Source organism: Chitinophaga sp. CF118 (assembly GCF_900112615.1).
GTDB lineage: Bacteria > Bacteroidota > Bacteroidia > Chitinophagales > Chitinophagaceae > Chitinophaga.
In genome coordinates this window covers 390,251-409,075 of the sequence record NZ_FOMK01000005.1, presented here as the reverse complement: position 1 = coordinate 409,075, position 18,825 = coordinate 390,251, and the positions used below count along the sequence as shown (strand labels likewise).

At 40.2% G+C, this 18,825-nt stretch carries 15 protein-coding genes and 1 tRNA gene; 8 read left to right on the top strand and 8 right to left on the bottom strand.

Annotation, left to right across the window (positions count from 1 at the left end; all coding sequences use genetic code 11):
* The first annotated feature begins 7 nt into the window (after positions 1-7).
* Positions 8-1,372: a RagB/SusD family nutrient uptake outer membrane protein gene (locus tag BM176_RS21990; RefSeq protein ID WP_090106469.1), complete on the top strand. Its 1,365-nt coding sequence runs from the start codon at positions 8-10 to the stop codon at positions 1,370-1,372.
* Positions 1,373-1,558: 186 nt separating this feature from the next.
* Here BM176_RS21990 and BM176_RS21985 read toward each other — a convergent pair whose 3' ends face one another.
* Both BM176_RS21985 and BM176_RS21980 read right to left on the bottom strand, forming a co-directional pair.
* The gene (locus BM176_RS21985) at positions 1,559-1,747 is read right to left on the bottom strand and encodes a hypothetical protein (RefSeq protein ID WP_090106468.1); all 189 of its coding nucleotides are present in this window, start codon (positions 1,745-1,747) and stop codon (positions 1,559-1,561) included.
* A 226-nt stretch (positions 1,748-1,973) separates the two neighbouring features.
* Positions 1,974-2,909 (bottom strand): hypothetical protein, encoded by a 936-nt coding sequence (locus BM176_RS21980; protein WP_143097876.1) that lies wholly within the window; start codon positions 2,907-2,909, stop codon positions 1,974-1,976.
* A gap of 474 nt (positions 2,910-3,383) precedes the next feature.
* Here BM176_RS21980 and BM176_RS21975 point away from each other — a divergent pair, with 474 nt between their 5' ends.
* On the top strand, positions 3,384-4,196 hold the full coding sequence (locus BM176_RS21975; protein WP_090106466.1) for a dienelactone hydrolase family protein: 813 nt from the start codon (positions 3,384-3,386) through the stop codon (positions 4,194-4,196).
* Positions 4,197-4,389: 193 nt separating this feature from the next.
* On the opposite strand, the gene BM176_RS21970 is transcribed toward BM176_RS21975, so the two are convergent.
* A complete protein-coding gene (locus tag BM176_RS21970) occupies positions 4,390-4,845 on the bottom strand; it encodes a MaoC family dehydratase (RefSeq protein WP_090106465.1) in 456 nt (151 codons plus the stop codon).
* 734 nt (positions 4,846-5,579) lie between these two features.
* On the opposite strand from BM176_RS21970, the gene BM176_RS21965 reads away from it, so the two are divergent.
* Positions 5,580-8,588, top strand: a complete 3,009-nt coding sequence (locus BM176_RS21965) for a glycoside hydrolase family 9 protein (RefSeq protein WP_090106464.1) — start codon at positions 5,580-5,582, stop codon at positions 8,586-8,588.
* Positions 8,589-8,648: 60 nt separating this feature from the next.
* Here the strand turns inward: BM176_RS21965 and BM176_RS21960 are convergent, their stop codons facing one another.
* Together BM176_RS21960 and BM176_RS21955 are read right to left on the bottom strand one after the other, a co-directional pair.
* Positions 8,649-9,425 carry a CHAD domain-containing protein gene (locus tag BM176_RS21960; protein WP_090106463.1) on the bottom strand — a complete coding sequence of 259 codons (777 nt, stop codon included), beginning with the start codon at positions 9,423-9,425 and terminating at the stop codon, positions 8,649-8,651.
* 68 nt (positions 9,426-9,493) lie between these two features.
* Positions 9,494-10,180, bottom strand: a complete 687-nt coding sequence (locus BM176_RS21955; RefSeq protein WP_090106462.1) for a sterol desaturase family protein — start codon at positions 10,178-10,180, stop codon at positions 9,494-9,496.
* A gap of 305 nt (positions 10,181-10,485) precedes the next feature.
* Between BM176_RS21955 and BM176_RS21950 the strand changes: the two genes are divergently transcribed.
* The 3 genes from BM176_RS21950 to BM176_RS21940 all read left to right on the top strand — a co-directional run bounded on the left by BM176_RS21950 (position 10,486) and on the right by BM176_RS21940 (position 14,897).
* Complete coding sequence (locus BM176_RS21950; protein ID WP_090106461.1) at positions 10,486-13,503, top strand: T9SS type A sorting domain-containing protein; 3,018 nt, start codon at positions 10,486-10,488, stop codon at positions 13,501-13,503.
* 87 nt (positions 13,504-13,590) lie between these two features.
* Positions 13,591-13,962 carry a nuclear transport factor 2-like protein gene (locus BM176_RS21945; RefSeq protein WP_090106460.1) on the top strand — a complete coding sequence of 124 codons (372 nt, stop codon included), beginning with the start codon at positions 13,591-13,593 and terminating at the stop codon, positions 13,960-13,962.
* Between the two features lie 146 nt (positions 13,963-14,108).
* The gene (locus BM176_RS21940) at positions 14,109-14,897 is read left to right on the top strand and encodes a glycoside hydrolase family 16 protein (protein ID WP_090106459.1); all 789 of its coding nucleotides are present in this window, start codon (positions 14,109-14,111) and stop codon (positions 14,895-14,897) included.
* Between the two features lie 92 nt (positions 14,898-14,989).
* On the opposite strand, the gene BM176_RS21935 is transcribed toward BM176_RS21940, so the two are convergent.
* Positions 14,990-15,376 carry a response regulator gene (locus BM176_RS21935; protein WP_090106458.1) on the bottom strand — a complete coding sequence of 129 codons (387 nt, stop codon included), beginning with the start codon at positions 15,374-15,376 and terminating at the stop codon, positions 14,990-14,992.
* A 184-nt stretch (positions 15,377-15,560) separates the two neighbouring features.
* Here BM176_RS21935 and BM176_RS21930 point away from each other — a divergent pair.
* Positions 15,561-15,632, top strand: a tRNA-Glu gene (locus tag BM176_RS21930).
* An 86-nt stretch (positions 15,633-15,718) separates the two neighbouring features.
* Here the strand turns inward: BM176_RS21930 and BM176_RS21925 are convergent.
* Both BM176_RS21925 and BM176_RS21920 read right to left on the bottom strand, forming a co-directional pair.
* Complete coding sequence (locus BM176_RS21925) at positions 15,719-16,975, bottom strand: ATP-binding protein (protein WP_090106457.1); 1,257 nt, start codon at positions 16,973-16,975, stop codon at positions 15,719-15,721.
* 419 nt (positions 16,976-17,394) lie between these two features.
* Positions 17,395-18,255 (bottom strand): SDR family oxidoreductase, encoded by an 861-nt coding sequence (locus BM176_RS21920; RefSeq protein WP_090106456.1) that lies wholly within the window; start codon positions 18,253-18,255, stop codon positions 17,395-17,397.
* A 173-nt stretch (positions 18,256-18,428) separates the two neighbouring features.
* Here BM176_RS21920 and BM176_RS21915 point away from each other — a divergent pair, with 173 nt between their 5' ends.
* Positions 18,429-18,803, top strand: a complete 375-nt coding sequence (locus tag BM176_RS21915) for a winged helix-turn-helix transcriptional regulator (protein ID WP_090106540.1) — start codon at positions 18,429-18,431, stop codon at positions 18,801-18,803.
* The last annotated feature ends 22 nt before the right edge of the window (positions 18,804-18,825 follow it).

The window sequence follows — 18,825 nt, the reverse complement described above, 5'->3', positions numbered from 1 at the left end:
TACGATAATGAAAATATTCTCAATACTATTACTGTTCTGTCTGGGGTTTGCTTCCTGCAAGAAATATGTAGATATAAAAAAGAGCAGCGCACAATCTTTCCTGGAAACAGCCAATGACTGTCAACTGCTACTGGATAACTACGATCTGTTTAATACCAATTATCCTTATGACGGAGAATTATCTGCAGATGATTATTACCTCGATGATGCGGGTTACAACCTTGACCGTGTAACGATCGAAGCCCGTACCTTTTATACCTGGCAGTCAAATGCGATCCGGACTTCAGCTGATGAATGGGTAGGACCGTATAATAAAATTTATCATGCTAATCTGATACTGGAAACATTGGCTACACTATCAGGTACAGACATCAATAATCTGAAAGGTAGCGCACTGTTTATGAGAGCATATGCATTATGGAACCTCGCACAGTTATATATCAAACCATATAGTACTGCTACGGAACAGGATCCCGGACTGCCCATTCATCTGAAATCAGATATCAATGATGTACCAGGAAGAGGCACTATTAAGGACACCTATAATCGTATTATAGCAGACCTGCAGGAAGCTGCTACCCTGTTAAACATTACTTCAGCAATATCATCAAGGCCAAATAAAGCAGCAGCCTACGCCATGCTGGCAAGGGTATATTTATCTATGGGAGATTACCCCAATGCCCTGACCAGTGCAAATGATGCGCTACAGTTACAAAAAAACTTACTGGATTACAATACTATTGATACAAACACATTAACACCATTTGTACGGTTTAACAAAGAAGTCATATTTCAATCCGTCAAAGGGAAAGAAGATGCACTGGATCCAGGTTATGGTGAAGGCAACAGCGCCATTATTGTTCCTGAACTTATTAATGAATATGCCGACAATGATCTCAGGAAAGCTCTCTTCTTTAAAGAAAATGTGAGTGATGTAGATTATACTACCCCACTGGGCACTTACCGTTTTACAGGTAACTATGAACCTTCCGTTTCCTCAGCTCAGTTTAATGGACTGGCGGTGGATGAATTATACCTTATAAGAGCAGAAGGTTATGCCCGGACTAATAATGCAGCGGCTGCCATAGCAGATATAAATACCTTACTGCGTAGCAGATGGACAACCGGCACTTACACTGACAAAACGACAACTGACACTTCCGCTGCATTGGCGATAGTATTGACAGAAAGGAGGAAGGAATTGGTAATGCGTGGACTGCGCTGGACAGATTTGCGCAGATTGAAGGACAAAACCCTGACGCGCACTGTTAACGGAACTACCTATACCCTACTACCAGCTGATAACCGGTATACCTTGTTGATTCCACAGGAAGTGATTACAAATTCCAAATTAGCCCAGAATGTAAGATAGGAATTCAATAACCAACCATCCAGCCCCGGTCAATGAAAGTTGTACCGGGGTTTTTACTTAGTATAATCATTTACGTGGTACTCAAGCCCTGTTTTTATTTTTGATGCACTCCCTTTTTTATTGGAATTATACATAAATTGTACAGATCTATAATAAATTCCCATCTACCATGAATAAATGGAAAATCTATGCAATAGTCATGAGTTTCTTAACATTTGGAGCTTTAAAAGAAACATTCCGCGTATTCACTTCAAATGATAAGGATATTGTCGATAACAGAATGTCGGTCATACCAATTGCAGTCAGCATGTCCGTCGTTTTTTTATTCCTCTCTATTCGGTTCTGGAGAAAGTCTTCAAATAATATGTAATTCATATCTATAATTTAGCAGGATGTCAAAATCCTCTACATAAAAGTTCAACATTTGTCCGGTCCGCGGTATATAAAAAGGGAATGATACTGTTAGATGTATTGTTCCCTTTTTTATTTTCTGTTAATCTACTCACAACTTGTCATATAGTTGATGCCTCAATGACTCAGTTGCAGAAAAGGTAGGCATCCATTTCAGATGCCTAAGCCTCATTGATAATTTTTATACGGATTACTTATTTTTCAATTCTTTTAAACGGTTATCCAGTTCGGATAGTAACCTCTGCTGATTTAATATGAGTTGTTGTTGTGTAGCTAATTGTTTATTCTGATCAATCAGATATAAAGTCAATTCTTCAATCTTCTGTAATAGCTTAGCCTGATTTTCGCCTACATCAAGACCATTCTTTTTGACCTCTGTTTCGGAAGGTATTTCAGGTAGATGTTTTTCCCGCTTAATATATTCTTCCAGATCCATTAAAGATGGCAATTGATAATCCGGCTGAAATACAAAATCTGACCATCCCGTCTGGGTCACCTTTAATTTGACAGCCGTAATTGTTCCATTCACAGCTAATTTTGATTGAGGAATGACTGTACCTATTCCTACATCACCAGTCTTCGTTATCCTTATCCGTTCCGCATTCCCGCTCCAAATCGCGAAATCTGAAGTAGTATTAATTGTACCAACATAGGGTGTATAATTTGTACTAACATCCCAGGTCAATATACCTATATTACCATTTGGAGCAGAGGCAAACACCGCTTTTGAACTACTTATTAGATCACTGGCATTAATGCGACCATCTACATCAAGTTTTACAGAGGGGGCAAGAACACCAATACCTACATTCCCACTATTAAAAATATGATTAGTAGTATTCTCTCCTGTATAATAAATTGAATTATCGGGTCCGGAACCTATAATTCCTTTTCTTACACCGTTAGGTCTGAAAAATTCAATATATCCTGCATTACTGGCATCTCCTGAATGCATACTCACAGCGCCTCTTGTTCCCGTATAATCTGCCCCTACCTTTGCTGTTCCAGAAATAAAAAGATTCGAATTAGCCTGGGGGCCTGCAAACTGGTTTTCAATATAAGTTTGTCCTTTTGTCAATAATGTAACAGTACTGAGACAAATAGAGAGAAGTAGTGTCTTTTTCATAAATAAAAATTAGTTTAAATAGAACGATTAAAAATAGTTTATTCCAGCCTACTATTTCTGATTGTATCTCTTTGCTTTCTGCCAAAATCAACATCGCCAGATTTATAACTAGCACACGTTACTATTCTGTCAAAATCCCCCACCCAGAAGTTTGACATTTGTACGGTCCATTGTACACAAAAAGGGAAGATTACAGTTAATGTATTGTTCCCTTTTTACTTTCGGCCAATCCTGCCATCTAGAGGTCAGGCTTCTTACATCTTATTAAGATGAAGCGCAGGTAATAGCAGCTTCAGCAACTGCTGAACTTCATTTTCATCCTGATCCTTAATGCCATACTGAGTGAAGCGGAAACTATTGCATATCTTTTTCAGATGATTTATTCTGATTTTCGACCTCAACTCCGATGAGGCGATTCAACCTGTACTGAAATGGTTATATTAGTATATGTTCAATTCACTCAAATACTATCAAATGAAATTCAATTTAACTAACCTGATCGTTGCTATCATAGTAGCTTTCAGCATGACTGCCTGTAATATCAGCACTGATACCCATCAGCTTATAGTTAAAAATGAAGACGTAACCATCCTGGCAGACAGTGTTACAATGAATTGTTTCGTTGCCTATAGTGATGACACTACTTCTAAAAAACCAATTGTGCTAATCGTACCTGAATGGTGGGGCCTGGATACCCATGTAAAAACCAGGGCTAACCAGCTGGCAGAATTGGGTTACCTCGCTGTTGGTATCGACATGTATGGTAACAGTAAAGTAGCTTCGGACCCAGGCACCGCCAAAACTTATGCGACTCCTTTCTACACGAATCCACAGTTGGCATTAAGCAGACTGCAGGCTGCACTGGCCAAAGCAAAAACTTATTCTCTGGCAGATACTTCCCGAACTGCTGCTATTGGTTACTGCTTTGGTGGTGCTATGGTATTAAATAGTGCCAAACTGGGTCTTCCTGTAAATGGCGTAGTTAGTTTCCATGGCAATCTTGCAGGTGTGCCTCCTGTTAAAGAACTGCTCAAAGCACAGATTCTGATTTGCCATGGTGCCATAGACCAGTTCGTTTCCGCTCAGGAAGTGGCTACTTTCAAGAAGCAGATGGATTCTGTGGGTATTCCTTATACTTTTAAAGAATACGCTAATGCAACACACGCGTTTACGAATCCTGCGTCTACAGAGAATGGTAAGAAGTTTAATTTGCCTATTACTTATAATGCGGCTGCAGATACTGCTTCATTTAATGACATGAAGGCATTTTTTGGAAGGATATTTTGAAGAATAAGACGTGCACTATAAAACTCAAATCTCCCACGAAAAAGGCCCGGCATTTTGTCCAGTCCGTTGTACAAGATAAGAAGGTTGCTCCAGTGAGCAACCTTCTTATCTTCCTAGCCATTTCTTTAACTATTAATCTTTTAACATGAATTAAAAATATAAATCTCCTAATCATAGGAGCGGTTTACATGCCTCAAAAGTGGTATAGAAATACCACATCACCTGTGTAAGCCGGTTTTGCCTTCCCCTTAATACTGAGAGTGGCTCCAATTATCACTTTCGTAACACCTCTTAAATCCACTATAGATTTGAGTTTCGCTTTCAATTGAACTTCGTCGTTCACAAGCACCGCCTGGCCAAACTTAAACTGCTCTATACCGTAGTTTATTTCCATTTTAACATTGCGGATTTCTGCAATTTGCTTCCATAGATAGGGAATTAACGCCAACGTCAAATAACCATGAGCAATGGTGGTTTTGAAAGGTCCTTCATTTTTTGCTCTTTCTTCATCGCAATGGATCCACTGATGATCAAGCGTTGCATCCGCAAATTTATTGATCTGTTCCTGATCTATTTTATGCCACTCCGAACTGCCTATTTCTTTACCCTCGTATGCTTGATACTCTGCGAAACTATTGACGATTACCATAATTTTCCCGTTTATTATTTATAATTTACAAAAACCTGGCGATACAAAGTACATCACCAGAATAAGCGAATTTATAACCTACTCCTATTTTTTTATATATCCAAACATTATTTCATTTATACTATCCCTTTTCTAAAAGATTCCCATTGATCTTCTAATAATCCGAATACCCCAAAGATAGGCTCAATTAGTTTCCAATGTCTATTGATATTGCTCTGATATAACCGGGTTCTTGCCTCTACTCAGTTTCTCTTATATGCTCACCTATCGAATATTGTTTACGAATTCGGTTTAAAGACTGAGGGCGGACCAGCATGAGGAGAAACTAAGAGCGGTAATCGAAAGAGAAAAGAATGATCGCCAATTCTAAAAAAGAAAACTTAATACCCTTTTCTAAAAGAGTTTAAAGGTAAATATGCAAAGCTTTTTTATGTATAACTGACAGCTTTTAATCAGATTAATATTTTTTTTAATAAACGTTTGCTTATCGCATATAATTCCCGTAAACTTGTAAAACCATATCGTTCACCTTGTCAAAGGAAGAAAGACTGATAATAATGCTGCTTTGTCAGGTACTTTTCTCTTGGCTAAAACCTATTTTCACCCAACACTTTCTTTTAAAAACCATATCGAACCTATATTAAAGGCTATTCAACCCATAATACCTGATAGCATCAGATAAGTTCCAATGGAATAATCATTGTTCATTAAATTTTAATCATAAACTACTCCTGATGAAACCCAGATTTTTACTCGTAAAACCAGCGCGCGCGAATAAATTACGCCTGCACATTCCCTTATTCATCCAAAAATGCAGCATGTTAGTTGCCATTTTACTAATGGTGTCCCTCAAACTAACTTATGCACAGAATTTCAATTATGCAGAAGCATTGCAAAAGTCGATGTTCTTCTATGAGGGCCAGCGATCCGGACAACTTCCTTCGGATAACCGGATAACCTGGCGTGCTAACTCTGCCATGAATGATGGTAGTGATGTAGGCCATGACCTGACAGGCGGCTGGTATGATGCCGGAGACCATGTTAAATTCAATTTCCCAATGGCCTTCTCTGCAACCATGCTGGCATGGGGCGCTGTAGATTTTGCCGGGGGGTATAACGCCTCCGGACAAATGAAATACCTGAAAAGCAACCTTCGGTTTGTAAATGATTATTTTATACGCTGCCATACAGCTCCCAACGAATTATATGGGCAGATTGGCAACGGTGGCACTGATCATGCCTGGTGGGGATCGTCAGAAGTAATGGCAATGTCCCGCCCTTCCTACAAGATCGATCAAACGCATCCGGGTTCAGACCTTGCTGCCGAAACCGCAGCGGCTATGGCAGCAGCAAGCATGGTGTTTAAAACAGACGATCCGTCATACAGTTCCACATTGCTTAGCCATGCCATACAGTTATACAATTTTGCCGACACTTATCGCGGAAAATATAGCAGCTCAATTACCGATGCCGCAGGATATTACCAATCCTTTAGCGGCTATAATGATGAACTGGTATGGGGGGCTATATGGTTATACCGCGCTACCGGCGACGCAGCATGGCTCGCAAAAGCAGAAAGCTATTATGCTAACCTCTCTACAGAATCACAAAGTTCTATCAAGTCTTATAAGTGGGGAATTGCCTGGGATGACAAATCATTTGGATGTTATGCCCTGCTGGCAAAACTTACAGGCAAAACTCAGTACAAAGAAGATATAGAACGGCACCTTGACTATTGGACAGATGGCTATAACGGGCAGCGTATTACCTATACTCCCGGTGGCCTCGCGTTCCTGGATGTATGGGGCGCATTAAGATATGCTATCAATACGGGTTTCCTGGCAGTCTACTACAAGGATGCGGCCACTACAACTGCAAAAGGAACAAAGTATAATACTTTTGCGCTGCAACAAATGAATTATGCACTGGGTAATAATCCCGGCAATCGCAGTTACGTATGCGGTTTCGGAAACAATCCTCCTACCCAGCCGCACCATCGTACAGCTCATGGAGCCTGGGCGAATAATCTTAATGGTCCCCCAACAGCAACAAGGCATACCTTATATGGTGCATTGGTAGGAGGCCCGGGAAACAATGACGCCTACACGGATGATCGCTCTAATTATGTAAACAATGAAGTTGCCTGCGATTACAACGCCGGCTTTTCAGGACTGCTTGCAAAACTTGTTGAAGATTATGGAGGAACACCACTGGCCAATTTCCCGGTTGCAGAAACTCCTACCGGCGAATTCCTGATCGAAGCAAAACTAAATGGTAGCGGAAATACCTATACTGAATGGTCTGTTTGGGTAAACAATCACACAGCCTGGCCTGCCCGCATTGCTTCAAAACATGCCTTCCGGTTATTTATTAATATTACAGAAGGACTGACTGCGGGTTACTCTCCTGCAGCTTATGTTGTTTCATCTAACAATTCGGATGTTACTTTTACTCAATTAATGCCCTGGGATTCTGCTCAGCACATTTATTATACTGAAGTAACGTTTAATTCCAGTATCAAAATCTGGCCAGGCGGACAGGGTGAGTCAAGAAAAGAATCTCAGATACGCATACGACTTCCTTATGAAGCCAGTGCTGCTGCCTGGAATCCTTCAAACGACTGGTCGACACAGGGCGTTGACGGCACCCTTAAAGAAGTTTCCAACATCCCTCTTTATGTAGATAATGCACTTGTATATGGTAGTACGCCAACCCAAGCTGAGGTGGTACACGTTACGGGAGCAAGTATAAGTCCTGCAACAGGTTCCCTGAATATCAACACTACCCTACAGCTCACCGCCGCTGTAGTGCCTGCCAATGCTACAAATAAAAGTGTGACCTGGAGTTCCAGTGCTCCCGCTATTGCAACAGTAAGCAGCACCGGCCTTGTAACAGCCCTCGCCCAAGGCACAGCCATCATCACTGCTACTACTGTAGACGGAGGTTTTACTGCCAGTTCTAATATCACAGTTACCAATGTGGTAGTACCGAAACAATATACCCTTACCTCAGCTGTAACCGGCTCAGGATCCATCACCCTCAATCCTGCAGGTGGTACTTACGCCGAAGGGACTCAGGTTACAATTACTGCAATCCCGTCAAATGGATATAAGTTCAGCAACTGGAGCGGAGCGATATCAGATACCATCAACCCTGTTACTGTTACAGTAAATGCTAACATAGCCATAACGGCAACCTTTACTCAAACCGTAAACCAGGGCAGCTGTGATAATCCTAGTGTTGTAACACTTCCATTCCAAAAAGAAGGTACAGGAGAATACTGCTTCGTTATTTCAGGTAATATTTCATACATCAATTCCTGGAACCTGACCCTTCTGGAAATTAATGGAGTTAACTACACCAACACATGGTCTAACAGTTTCCCGGCAAGGGTGAACGGTAATTATTATGTTCATTATGTTGGCCCGTATGCATGGTCACACTTTGAGGCAGCCGGAAGTGAGTCTGGTGCAAGACAGACCCTTACAACTGAGGGAAAGTTCGCCAGTGCCATTTATCCTAACCCTGTTACACAACACAGTTTTGCTCTCCGTTTGTCCGACCCGGCTATTACGGATGTGATAGTAACACTTACGGATATGTCTGGTAAGGTAGTATTGAAGAAAACTGCAAAAGCGAATGAAACTTTTACTATTAGTTCTTCAATACCTGCCGGGATCTATAATGTTGATGTTATAAGTAAGAATAAAAAAGTGATGAGTACGAAGTTGATGATACAGTAATCATTATATAATTAGAAAAAACCAACCTAAAGTAAAAAAGCTGTCAGCACTGACAGCTTTTTACTTTATATCTTCCTGTTTAACCTTATCCCAAAACCCATCGCTGATTGCATGAATAGTTGTATCTGTTTTTTCCTGTTCTTTCTGAAGCTTGTTGAGTGTTACTTTATTCCCGGCTTTGCGGGAAATTAACAGATTAACAGCTAAGGCCGTATCATGCCATTTACCGATAGCATCCTGCAACTGGTCGAGATAATTAATGTTTAACTTCAACGTGTCAACTAACCGTTTGTGAAGTATCCCATGAACATATATGAGCCTTTTTATTTTCTTTCGGGCCTGATGAAGTTGATCCGTGGATGATACAACAACAATGCTGGCTATTGCCTTTAATTGCCTGGAGAACCAATGTTTGATATCGCTATTCCGGACAGGACCTAATGCTTTTAGAAGAGATTTGACTTCATTACTGATATCCTTATTGTAGCGGGTTGTATGTGAACGGAACTTCACGGATTCCTCCTGGACGATATGAGTCTCTTCGGTGCCAAATTCTTTATGATTATTATCGAACTTTTTCATCATTTGCAGGTTGATATTGGCTTCCCGGATAATTCCTGCATGATGAAATATTTCCTTTATGTTCTTAAGCTGCACGGCTCGCTCCTTCCCCTTATATAACTTCATGAATTTTGTGAAAGCCTTTATCTTTTTAATTTCCACACGTAATTTGTGTAGTGCTTCCTGGTTCCCTGAGTTCACAAAGGCGTGTAACTGGCATCGCATCTCCAGCCATCTTTTAATGAGGTATTTTTGTTGCCTTTTCCTTTTAAGCATACCAGCACATTATAGCCAAAGGTAGCACTATTTCCCCTGCAGGTATTCTATCACTAAATACCCTTCTTTTACTTTTTATATGTACTTAAAATCCTATCCCATATACTGGTATAAAAACCAAAGTTATAGTGTATATCCTGGTGATGATGATGATGGAAGGTAGAGGTACCGAGATACTTCACCAACGGCAAACCCCGTACTTTCTCCGGTAATGGCTCCATACCAAGATGTCCCGCCAATCCGAAGATTACATTTACAATAAGGTAAACCATCACAGCGTAAATATTAAACGCATACAGCATCAGTAAGATCAACCACAAACCTCCAAAACCGAGGGCTTCTACCGGATGAAGCACGAACAGATCAATAGGTGTTGGATTTATCGATTGATGATGTAACTGATGTACATCTTTGAATAAAAATGTTTTATGAATGATATAGTGGAATATAAACATGAGGAGATCCATAGCAAAAAAGAGGAAAAGAAAATCCAGGATTATGATCCACGAAACATCAGTTGCAATACTGATAATATCATGTTTCCACATCAGGAAACCGGCGTAAGTAACAACGGTATTTAATATATTAGTAAGGCCACAGATCACCCACTCCCTTGATGTATAGGAATACGAACCTTTATAAAACAACTTACCGGATAACAATACGAGTATAGTGATCAATCCATTCTCGGCAAGAAAGATAAACCACAGTGCTAATGCTGGAAGATGCAATAAATAATCAAGTACATTACCCATAAAGACACAATTTAAATTCTTTTATTATTAAATCCGTGAGCACTTCTCAATAATAATATCTCTTTTCCTGTGTTCTATGTTTTCTAAACACCCCTCTCTGGTGATCAGGCATTAACTAATTAATAATCAATTATCTCCTGATTTTTAAAATCAGGAGATCTATAAAGATTCCACAACGCCCTCCACATATAGATAAAAAATACGAATACCGTGACATTCCTTCCTCAATGGCTGTTCACAATAAGAAACATTCCTATACCGTTTAATATCAAACCTAAGAGACTACCGTACTATAAAACCTATACATGAAACAATCTAATTTCCTATTTGCTCTATTATTTGCCGTACTGTCTGCCCATGCAGGGGATATTGTGCTTCCGGCAGTAGCTTCTTCAATAAAATTTACCAATCCTGTAGTAGCATCCAACATGTCGTTCGGCATTGAGACAAATACTACCGGAGAAGGATATACTGAAATTACTACCATTGATGGCGTTCCATGCAGAAAGATTCCAGCAGGTAAATTTATGTATGTAAACTGTAACCGAACGGCTGTCCCTTCCACTGCAAAAAAGATCATTCTGTCTATCACCTACTATGATAACAGTATGAGCTACCTGTGGCTGAACTATACGCGGACCGGCACCGGCTGGGGTGGCGCCGACTTTAAAAAATCAAATACAAAAAAATGGATCACCCGTCTTGTAATTATCAATGATGCCGGATTCGACGGCTCTATGGGTTATGGTGGCGACATCAGAATGGGCTTCGGTAGCGAAGATAATTACATCAAAGACATAACTGTATATATAGGAGCATTAACACCTGATGCACAGCCAGTTCCTGCCAAACCTAATAATCCTACCGAATTTAAAGGCAAATCATATGCAGGTTATCAGCTCTGGCACGAAGCTGGTCCACAGCCGAAAGACTGGAGCCATTGGGCATATGGTATGCTGCCAGCTGCAGGAAGAGGAAATCATAACACAGAAACATTCCCTTATCTGGCAGATTATCAGAACAATGCTAATGTAACCATGTACCCTACCAACTTTGCAAACCTGGGAAATGGTAGTCCGGCTAAATTGTACAACTCTACAGATAAAAGTGTTATCGACGTACAGATGTCATTACTTCAGAAAGCTGGTTTTGATGGTGTAGCTATTCAAAGAAATGCTCCCGTGGGCAAAGATCTAAAATATACTTCTTCGGATGATTATTATGTAAATATTAAAAATGCCTGTGAAGCAAATGGCCGGTCATTCTATGTGATGTATTGTATGCCGGATATTAATAACGGCGCGGGATTATCAGATGATCTTGTAGATGGGATCAAAAGAGATTGGGTATACCAGATGGAACAGATTTATGCGCTTACTTCATCATCTGCATACGCTACTGTAAATGGCAAACCCGTAGTTGAATTATGGGGATTGGGATATTCAACTATTACTGTTGATAAAGCACAGGCATTAGCACTTGCGCAATTTTTCAAAGACAGAGGTTGTTATGTAATTGCGGGTGTACCGCGCGACTGGCGACTGATGGACGGTGGCTCCCGTAAAGATTTTGCCGACGTGTATAAGGCTTACAACATGATCTCTCCCTGGACTGTAGGAGTATATAGCGATACAACTGGCGCCAATAGTTTCAGAACAGATTACATGATCCCCGACAAACAATACTGTGATCAGAATGGAATGGATTTTTATCCGGTGATATTTCCCGGAAGTGCATGGTCACAACATGTTTACGGATATCCTAACGATACAAAAAGATTAGGCGGACAATTCCTCTGGAAACAGGCACGCAACATAAAAAGTCTGGGCATTCAGTCAATGTATTTTGCTATGCTGGATGAATTTGAAGAGTCTACCAATATCATCAGTGCGGCAACAGATTATTTTGATATTCCTACCGATCAGTATTTCGGAACTCTTTCTATGGATGGTATCTGGACTTCGTCCGACTATTACCTGCGACTGGCAGGGGCTGCATCAAGGATGCTCACCAGTACAACTACACCAGCAGAAATACCTATTCCTTATTCGAATGGTCCTATTTATTACAGGAATAGCTTTGAAAGCAGGGTAGCCAAATGTCTTATAGATAATGTAGCAAAGGATATCATCTCTCCCATTGATGCCTGCTTCTATAAGAATACCTTACTGTCCGGAACATCAGTAAGCAATACTACAGTAGCTATCGTAAACGAACCAACTTTCACTAAAAATGGTATTTACTCTGTAAAAATTAATGGTACTGCCACTGGAGCATCTAACTATTATTACAAAATATCAGAAACAAAGATTGCGGTAAAAGCAAACCAACAACTGAGCTTCTGGAAATATACAGTGAGCAATCCCGGTAAATATACTTCAGTGGATCTCTCCTTTAAATCAGGTAAAGTGCTGCGTAATCTAACCGCATACAAAGACAATAAGGGGAATATAATGCATCCCTCCACAGCCAGGGGTACCGTTGGCGCATGGGAGAAATTCAGCTGCCAGATTGGTAAGGGAGAGCTGATAGGTGATGAGATCAACGGTATTATTATCGCTTACGATAATCCTTCTTTAAACGGAAATTTCACTGCATACTTTGATGATATTATTATTGAAGATGCTAAAGATACCACTACAACTACTACCAAAGCTCCTATCGGAAGCACTATATCATTAATGAATGGCGGTTTTTATGTTTCTTCCGAAAATGGAACTACTGCTATGAACTGCAACAGAACCAGCGTTGGTGTGTGGGAAAACTTTGAAGTAGTGGATGCCGGCAATGGCGCTATCGCGTTGAAAGGGAATAATGGATTATATGTTACATCTGCAAGCCCGATGTATTGCACAGGTACCGCCATCAATAACGATACAAAATTTACCTGGATAGAACTCAATAATAACTTGGTAGCATTACAGGGAACCGCAGGAACATATGCCTGCTCAGAAAATGGCGCCGCTGCCATGAATTGTAACCGCACAGCTATCGGCGGCTGGGAAACCTTTAACTGGACCGCGCTTTCATCTGCAAGAATGGCTTACGTTGTAAAAGAACCTATCATCCTGCAAGCAGGATTAAAAGTATATCCTAACCCTGCCAGTTCTTACGTGATTGTTAGTTATGAATTGAAAACACCATCGCCTGTAGTGATCCAGATTGCCAACATGCATGGTGATGTAGTGAAGTCTGCCAGGGTTAATTCCCAGTCAGGTCAGCAACGATTGAATGTTACCCTGACGGATCTGACTTCTGGAATTTATATGGTAAAGATTATGGCAGGCGGTACAACTGAAACAAAAAAATTAGTTGTTTATTAATAATGTCCTCGCATGATGTAACCCCGGGAAGCTGTCTCCTGACAGTGGGGGCAGCTTCCATATTGAAGTTATTCGTAACTTTAATCAATGAAAACTTTAAAAGATAATGTACTAGCTCTGAATGAGCTGATCATAAATGATGAAACAGTAAAGGCAATGGAGTTATTCTATGCACATGATGTGCAGATGCAGGAAAATGAGGATACACCAAGAAAAGGAAAAGAAGCATGCATAGCGTATGAGAAGATGCTACTGGAAACATTTAAATTAGTAAGTACCCTTATTGATCAGGCTATTAATGAAGAAAGGAATGTTGTATTTAGTGAGTGGGAACTTCTGATCACCAATAAGGAAACGAATAAAACAAGTCGGCGGATTGAGGTATCTGTACAGCACTGGCACGAAGGACTGGTGGAAAGTGAAAAGTTTTATTATAACAAAGCACCGCAAAAAATGTAGAAAGCCCTGAGGGGCTTTTTTTATTATCCCCCAAAAAGTTTAGCCCAACATCAAAGTTTAACATTTTTAGATTGTCATTATTACAGACACCTGCGCAGGAAAACCTATCCATATATTTTTTTCACCTTAAAATAAACCATTCTTTTATGCACAAAATTGCAATGCTGATCATCTCTTTGGCTGTATTATCCAGCTGTAGTAAAGAGGTTGTTCAAAACACCCCCGCCCCACAAACAACAGTACAAAACGAGTCGGCCCGCAAATCTGTTGCTGCAGCTTCTACCATCAGTTTCAGCGGTTATACCTGGGAAGTAAGAACACAGTCCGGTACTTCCGGTCCTGGTCCAAACTACTGGAGCAACAGTTCCAGCAATGTATGGGTAGATGCTAACGGTTTCCTGCATCTGAAAATCAGAAAAGATGCTACTACCGGCAGATGGTTATGCTCAGAAGTAACTACCACCCAATCTTTCGGTTACGGTTCTTATGTATGGGAAGTAGAAGGCGCTGTAGACAAACTGGATAAAAACATTGTACTGGGCCTGTTTAACTACAAAGCTGGTGATGATGGTCATCATGAAGTAGATATCGAATTTGCACGTTGGGGTAACAATGCATGGCCTAACTTTAATTACACTGTATATCCGGCTTCAGGATCAGGCAACGTTTCTCAATCTTATGAGTTGGCCTTGAATGGTACCTATACCACTCATACATTCACCCGCACCAGTACTGCCGTATCTTTCAAAGGATACCACGGACATACAACAGCTCCGGCAAACGCATTCTTCCCATGGACTACCCCCAGTGGATACAATGTAAGTACACTCGCATTACCAGTACACATGAATCTATGGTTGTATGGAGGCAATGCTCCTTCAAATCAGACAGAAGTAGAAATTATCATTCACTCTTTCAAATTTACGGCAGCGTAATATTGAGGACATTTCAGTTCATATAAAAAATAGAGGGCGTATCATCTTTTTGATGCGCTCTCTTTTTGTTGCCATGTACCCTGGGTTGATTGTTAGTCGTCAGAAATGAATCCATATAGTTCTTTGGCAAACTCATGGTACCGGGCTTCATTATCCGGTTTTTCAAAATGCCTCACGGCTCCCAGTTGCTGACATTTTTTTATATTATCATCAGCAGGTGAACTGGCAAACGTGACTACAGGGATTTCTCTGAATGCCTCACTTGTTTTTATATAATACAATACATCGTATCCTGGAACAACGTCAGACAGGATAAGGTCAGGGTAAAAGATATCCGACTCCTCCATAATACTCTTCAGTTCATCTCCATTTTCTGCTATGGCTAATACATTGAAGAGACCGGAACCTTCAAAGGTTTCTTTAATGAATACCTTCCCTTTTGCATCATTTTCTGCGATCAGGATGTTAAGCTTTCTCATAATACTCCAAAGGTAACTCCTTCATTTACATATTTACAGCTGTCTTTTAAACATCCCATATAGTCTTGATAATCAAATTTCAAAACATGGAAAATCGGTGCATACAAGTATTTCTGTTTTGTATTCAAAAATAAATTTTGAATGATTCAGTATTTTCATACCTTTGCCATCCCAAACACGAAATGCCGCGTTGGTAAATCGGTTAATACACCTCCCTTTCACGGAGGAATGACGGGTTCGACTCCCGTACGCGGTACACGAAAAGAAGGTTGCTCAAATTGAGCAACCTTTTTTATTTTGACTACCTTACCATTATACACCCAATCTGGAATTTCAACCGCATTATTGCCATAATATATGAAAAGGAACAGCCCAGAGATTTTTTCCAAAAGGGACAACTTCCTTTCCTGAATACAGCACCGCTCCTCCTATAAACTCTTTTTCTGTAAGTTCCGCCAATGTCTGAATTCCTTTGAAATCGTGAATATTGACCGACTCTGATTTTTTTATTTCTATAGCAAACACAGAGCCATCCGGTTTTTCCAATACAAAATCAGCTTCTTTTCCATCGCTTGTCCTGAAATGGAAAAGCTTTGCTTTCGTTTCACTAAAGGTCAACAGCTTTGTGAGTTCCGTGGCGATATAATTCTCGAGGACATGCCCGAAAAGATCCGGCTTATTTTTTTCAATATCTTCCAGATTTAAATCCAACATATGGCAAAGCATCAATGTATCCGTCAGATAACCCTTCGGCGATTTGACAAGCCTCTTACCAATATTGCGATACCATGGCTCAACATCAAAATTCAGAAACATCATTTTTAAGATATTGCGATAGAATTTCGACGTTACAGGATTAAGACCTATATCACGAGCAACATCTGCATCATTCAAAAGACTACCTGAGCGAATTGCCAGAATGCGCAGGAGGTTAGGAAGAACAGATATTTTTTCCAACTCTGCCAGAAGCCGCACGTCCCGCTGCAAAATAGTAGTAAGGTATCCATCAAACCATATTCCCCGCTCACTAGCACTTTTATCAGCGATTTCTGGAAAGGTTGCTAGTTTTATGGCGTCAGTGATACTTAATCCACGGTTACTGATATTAGCAAAGTCAAGATTAACCAGTCTATCCAATCCGTTTCCTTTGCCTTGTGAGGCCTCTGCCGTACAAAAAGGATAAAGTGTAAGGACTGTCATACGTCCCACAAGTGGATCAGATAATTTTGGCAAGGCTAGAATATTGGCGGAGCCTGTTAAAAGATACCGGCCATTCGCATTTGCTTTATCGTGTAATCGTAATTCATCAACGACAACCTTTAGAGCACGGAAAAGTTCAGGGACAAGCTGAACCTCATCAATGATTAAAGTGTCTTTATAAGCAGATAAAAAACTTTCCGGAGCTGATGCCGCTGCCGCCATTTGCGTAGGGCGATCAAAGGAGACATAAGCCGCAGGGTTATTACTACCAATTTGTTCCCGAAGATTTTGTACGAGCGTACTTTTACCGGATTGCCTTGCTCCATTCAGGAAAACTACAGGACTTACATTTAGAGCCTGTAGCAATCGTGGGGTAATATGGCGGGGTAATGTTTTCATATTTTGCAAAAATAAAGATAACCTTTATAATTTCAAAAGCCAATCTTCACTTTTGCAAAGCCAAATTCACCTTAATTACCAATAAGGATAGCTCTTTTCAATGTAAGAAGGGAAAACAACAAGAGAGCATGAATGATAATGTTGTTAACAAACCCATCTTTATAATTCGGCTATCATATTCATTAACATTTTATGCCATATCTTTTCTACCCTCACATCACTCCTCCTGACCGCCTTTGTTCTATAAAGATTAATAATAATCCCTATTTCTCTCAGGCTACATATCCGCCTAAAATCACCCACCCAAAGTTCAACATTTGTCCGGTCAGTGGTACACGAAGAAGGGGTGCTCACTTGAGCAACCCTTTTTATTTAAATAATTCCAAAATCTGGTAAGACGGAGGATGAATAACGTTTCTTTACACCAGCATTTTCAGGCAATCTTTTAGATCAACAGGCTTCCTGCCTAGTATGTTTTCAAGTGAAGTATCTGTTATATCAAACTCGCCGGCATCAATAGCTTCAATACCGCTTGATACCATAGCAATAATAGTTTCAGGAACTCCGACTTTCTTCATTTCTTTTTTCATCATTTCAAGCGAAATGGTGCTATATATTAGTGGCTTGCCGGTATTGTAGCTAATCATCGCAGCAATTTCACCACAGGAATAAGATTGGCCGGAAGCAATTTCATATACCTTATTTTGATGCGGCAATGGCTGGCTGATAACATTAGCTAACGCCTCCGCGATGTCCGTTCTGGAAGCAAAATTATTTTTGGCATTGCCTGCAGGAAAATACCATGTTCCACTTTCCAGGGCATTACCCAATAATTGAGGTACCGCTTCTGCATACATTGTGTTGCGAAAAATAGTGTAGGGAATACCGGTTTGCTGAAGATACTGTTCTGTATGACAATGTTCAATAGCAGGAAGGAATTTTGCTGTGTCAGAAGCTTTCAACACGCTTGTATAAACAACATGTTTGATTTTATTTTCTTTTGCTGCATTGATCACATTGATGTGCTGCTGTTTTCGTTCACTGCTCTCCGGGGATGCAGATGAAACAAACAATAATATGTCCACTCCCTCAAATGCCTGTACCAATGAACCATAATCGTTATAATCAGCTATCCGTATTTCTATTCCCTTTGTTGTTAATGTAGCTGCCTTTACTGAGTCTCTTGCCATAGCTACAATGCTGCTAATATTTTCTTTCTTCAAAAGAAAATCAAGAGTTGTTCCACCTAAATGGCCTGTTGCGCCGGTAATTAAAATCATCTTTGTGTGAGTTTTGAATATTATTGTCTTTGTTTGTTACTGTAATGCCAGTTACTTTTGAGGTGGTAAAAGTAGATACACAATAAGGGTATTTCCAATATGGCACCTGAACCTTAGCTACTTACCTTGACGAAACAATTGCTGACAACCAATCTGATAAAATGGAAAATAATATGGAAAAATATATGGATCATGTTGATTGCCCTATCCGAGACATACTAGACAGGTTTGGCGATAAATGGTCTATTCTTATTTTATGTCTGCTTGGCAGCAAAGGAAAGTTACGGTTCACAGAGATCAGTAGCCATATCAGTAACATCTCACAAAAGATGCAAACGGCATCATTGCGGTCACTGGAAAAAGACGGATTAATAGTGCGAAAATTATACGCGGAAGTACCCCCACGCGTGGAATATGAGTTGACCACTCTGGGTAACAGCCTTGTTCCCTATATAGAAGGTTTGGCAGATTGGGCTTTAAAAAACAAAGAGACTATTACAAAACACCGGAAGATGTACTCAAAGCATCCACAGCAAAACAAAAATTAAGTTCTTTTATGATGACAGCGTA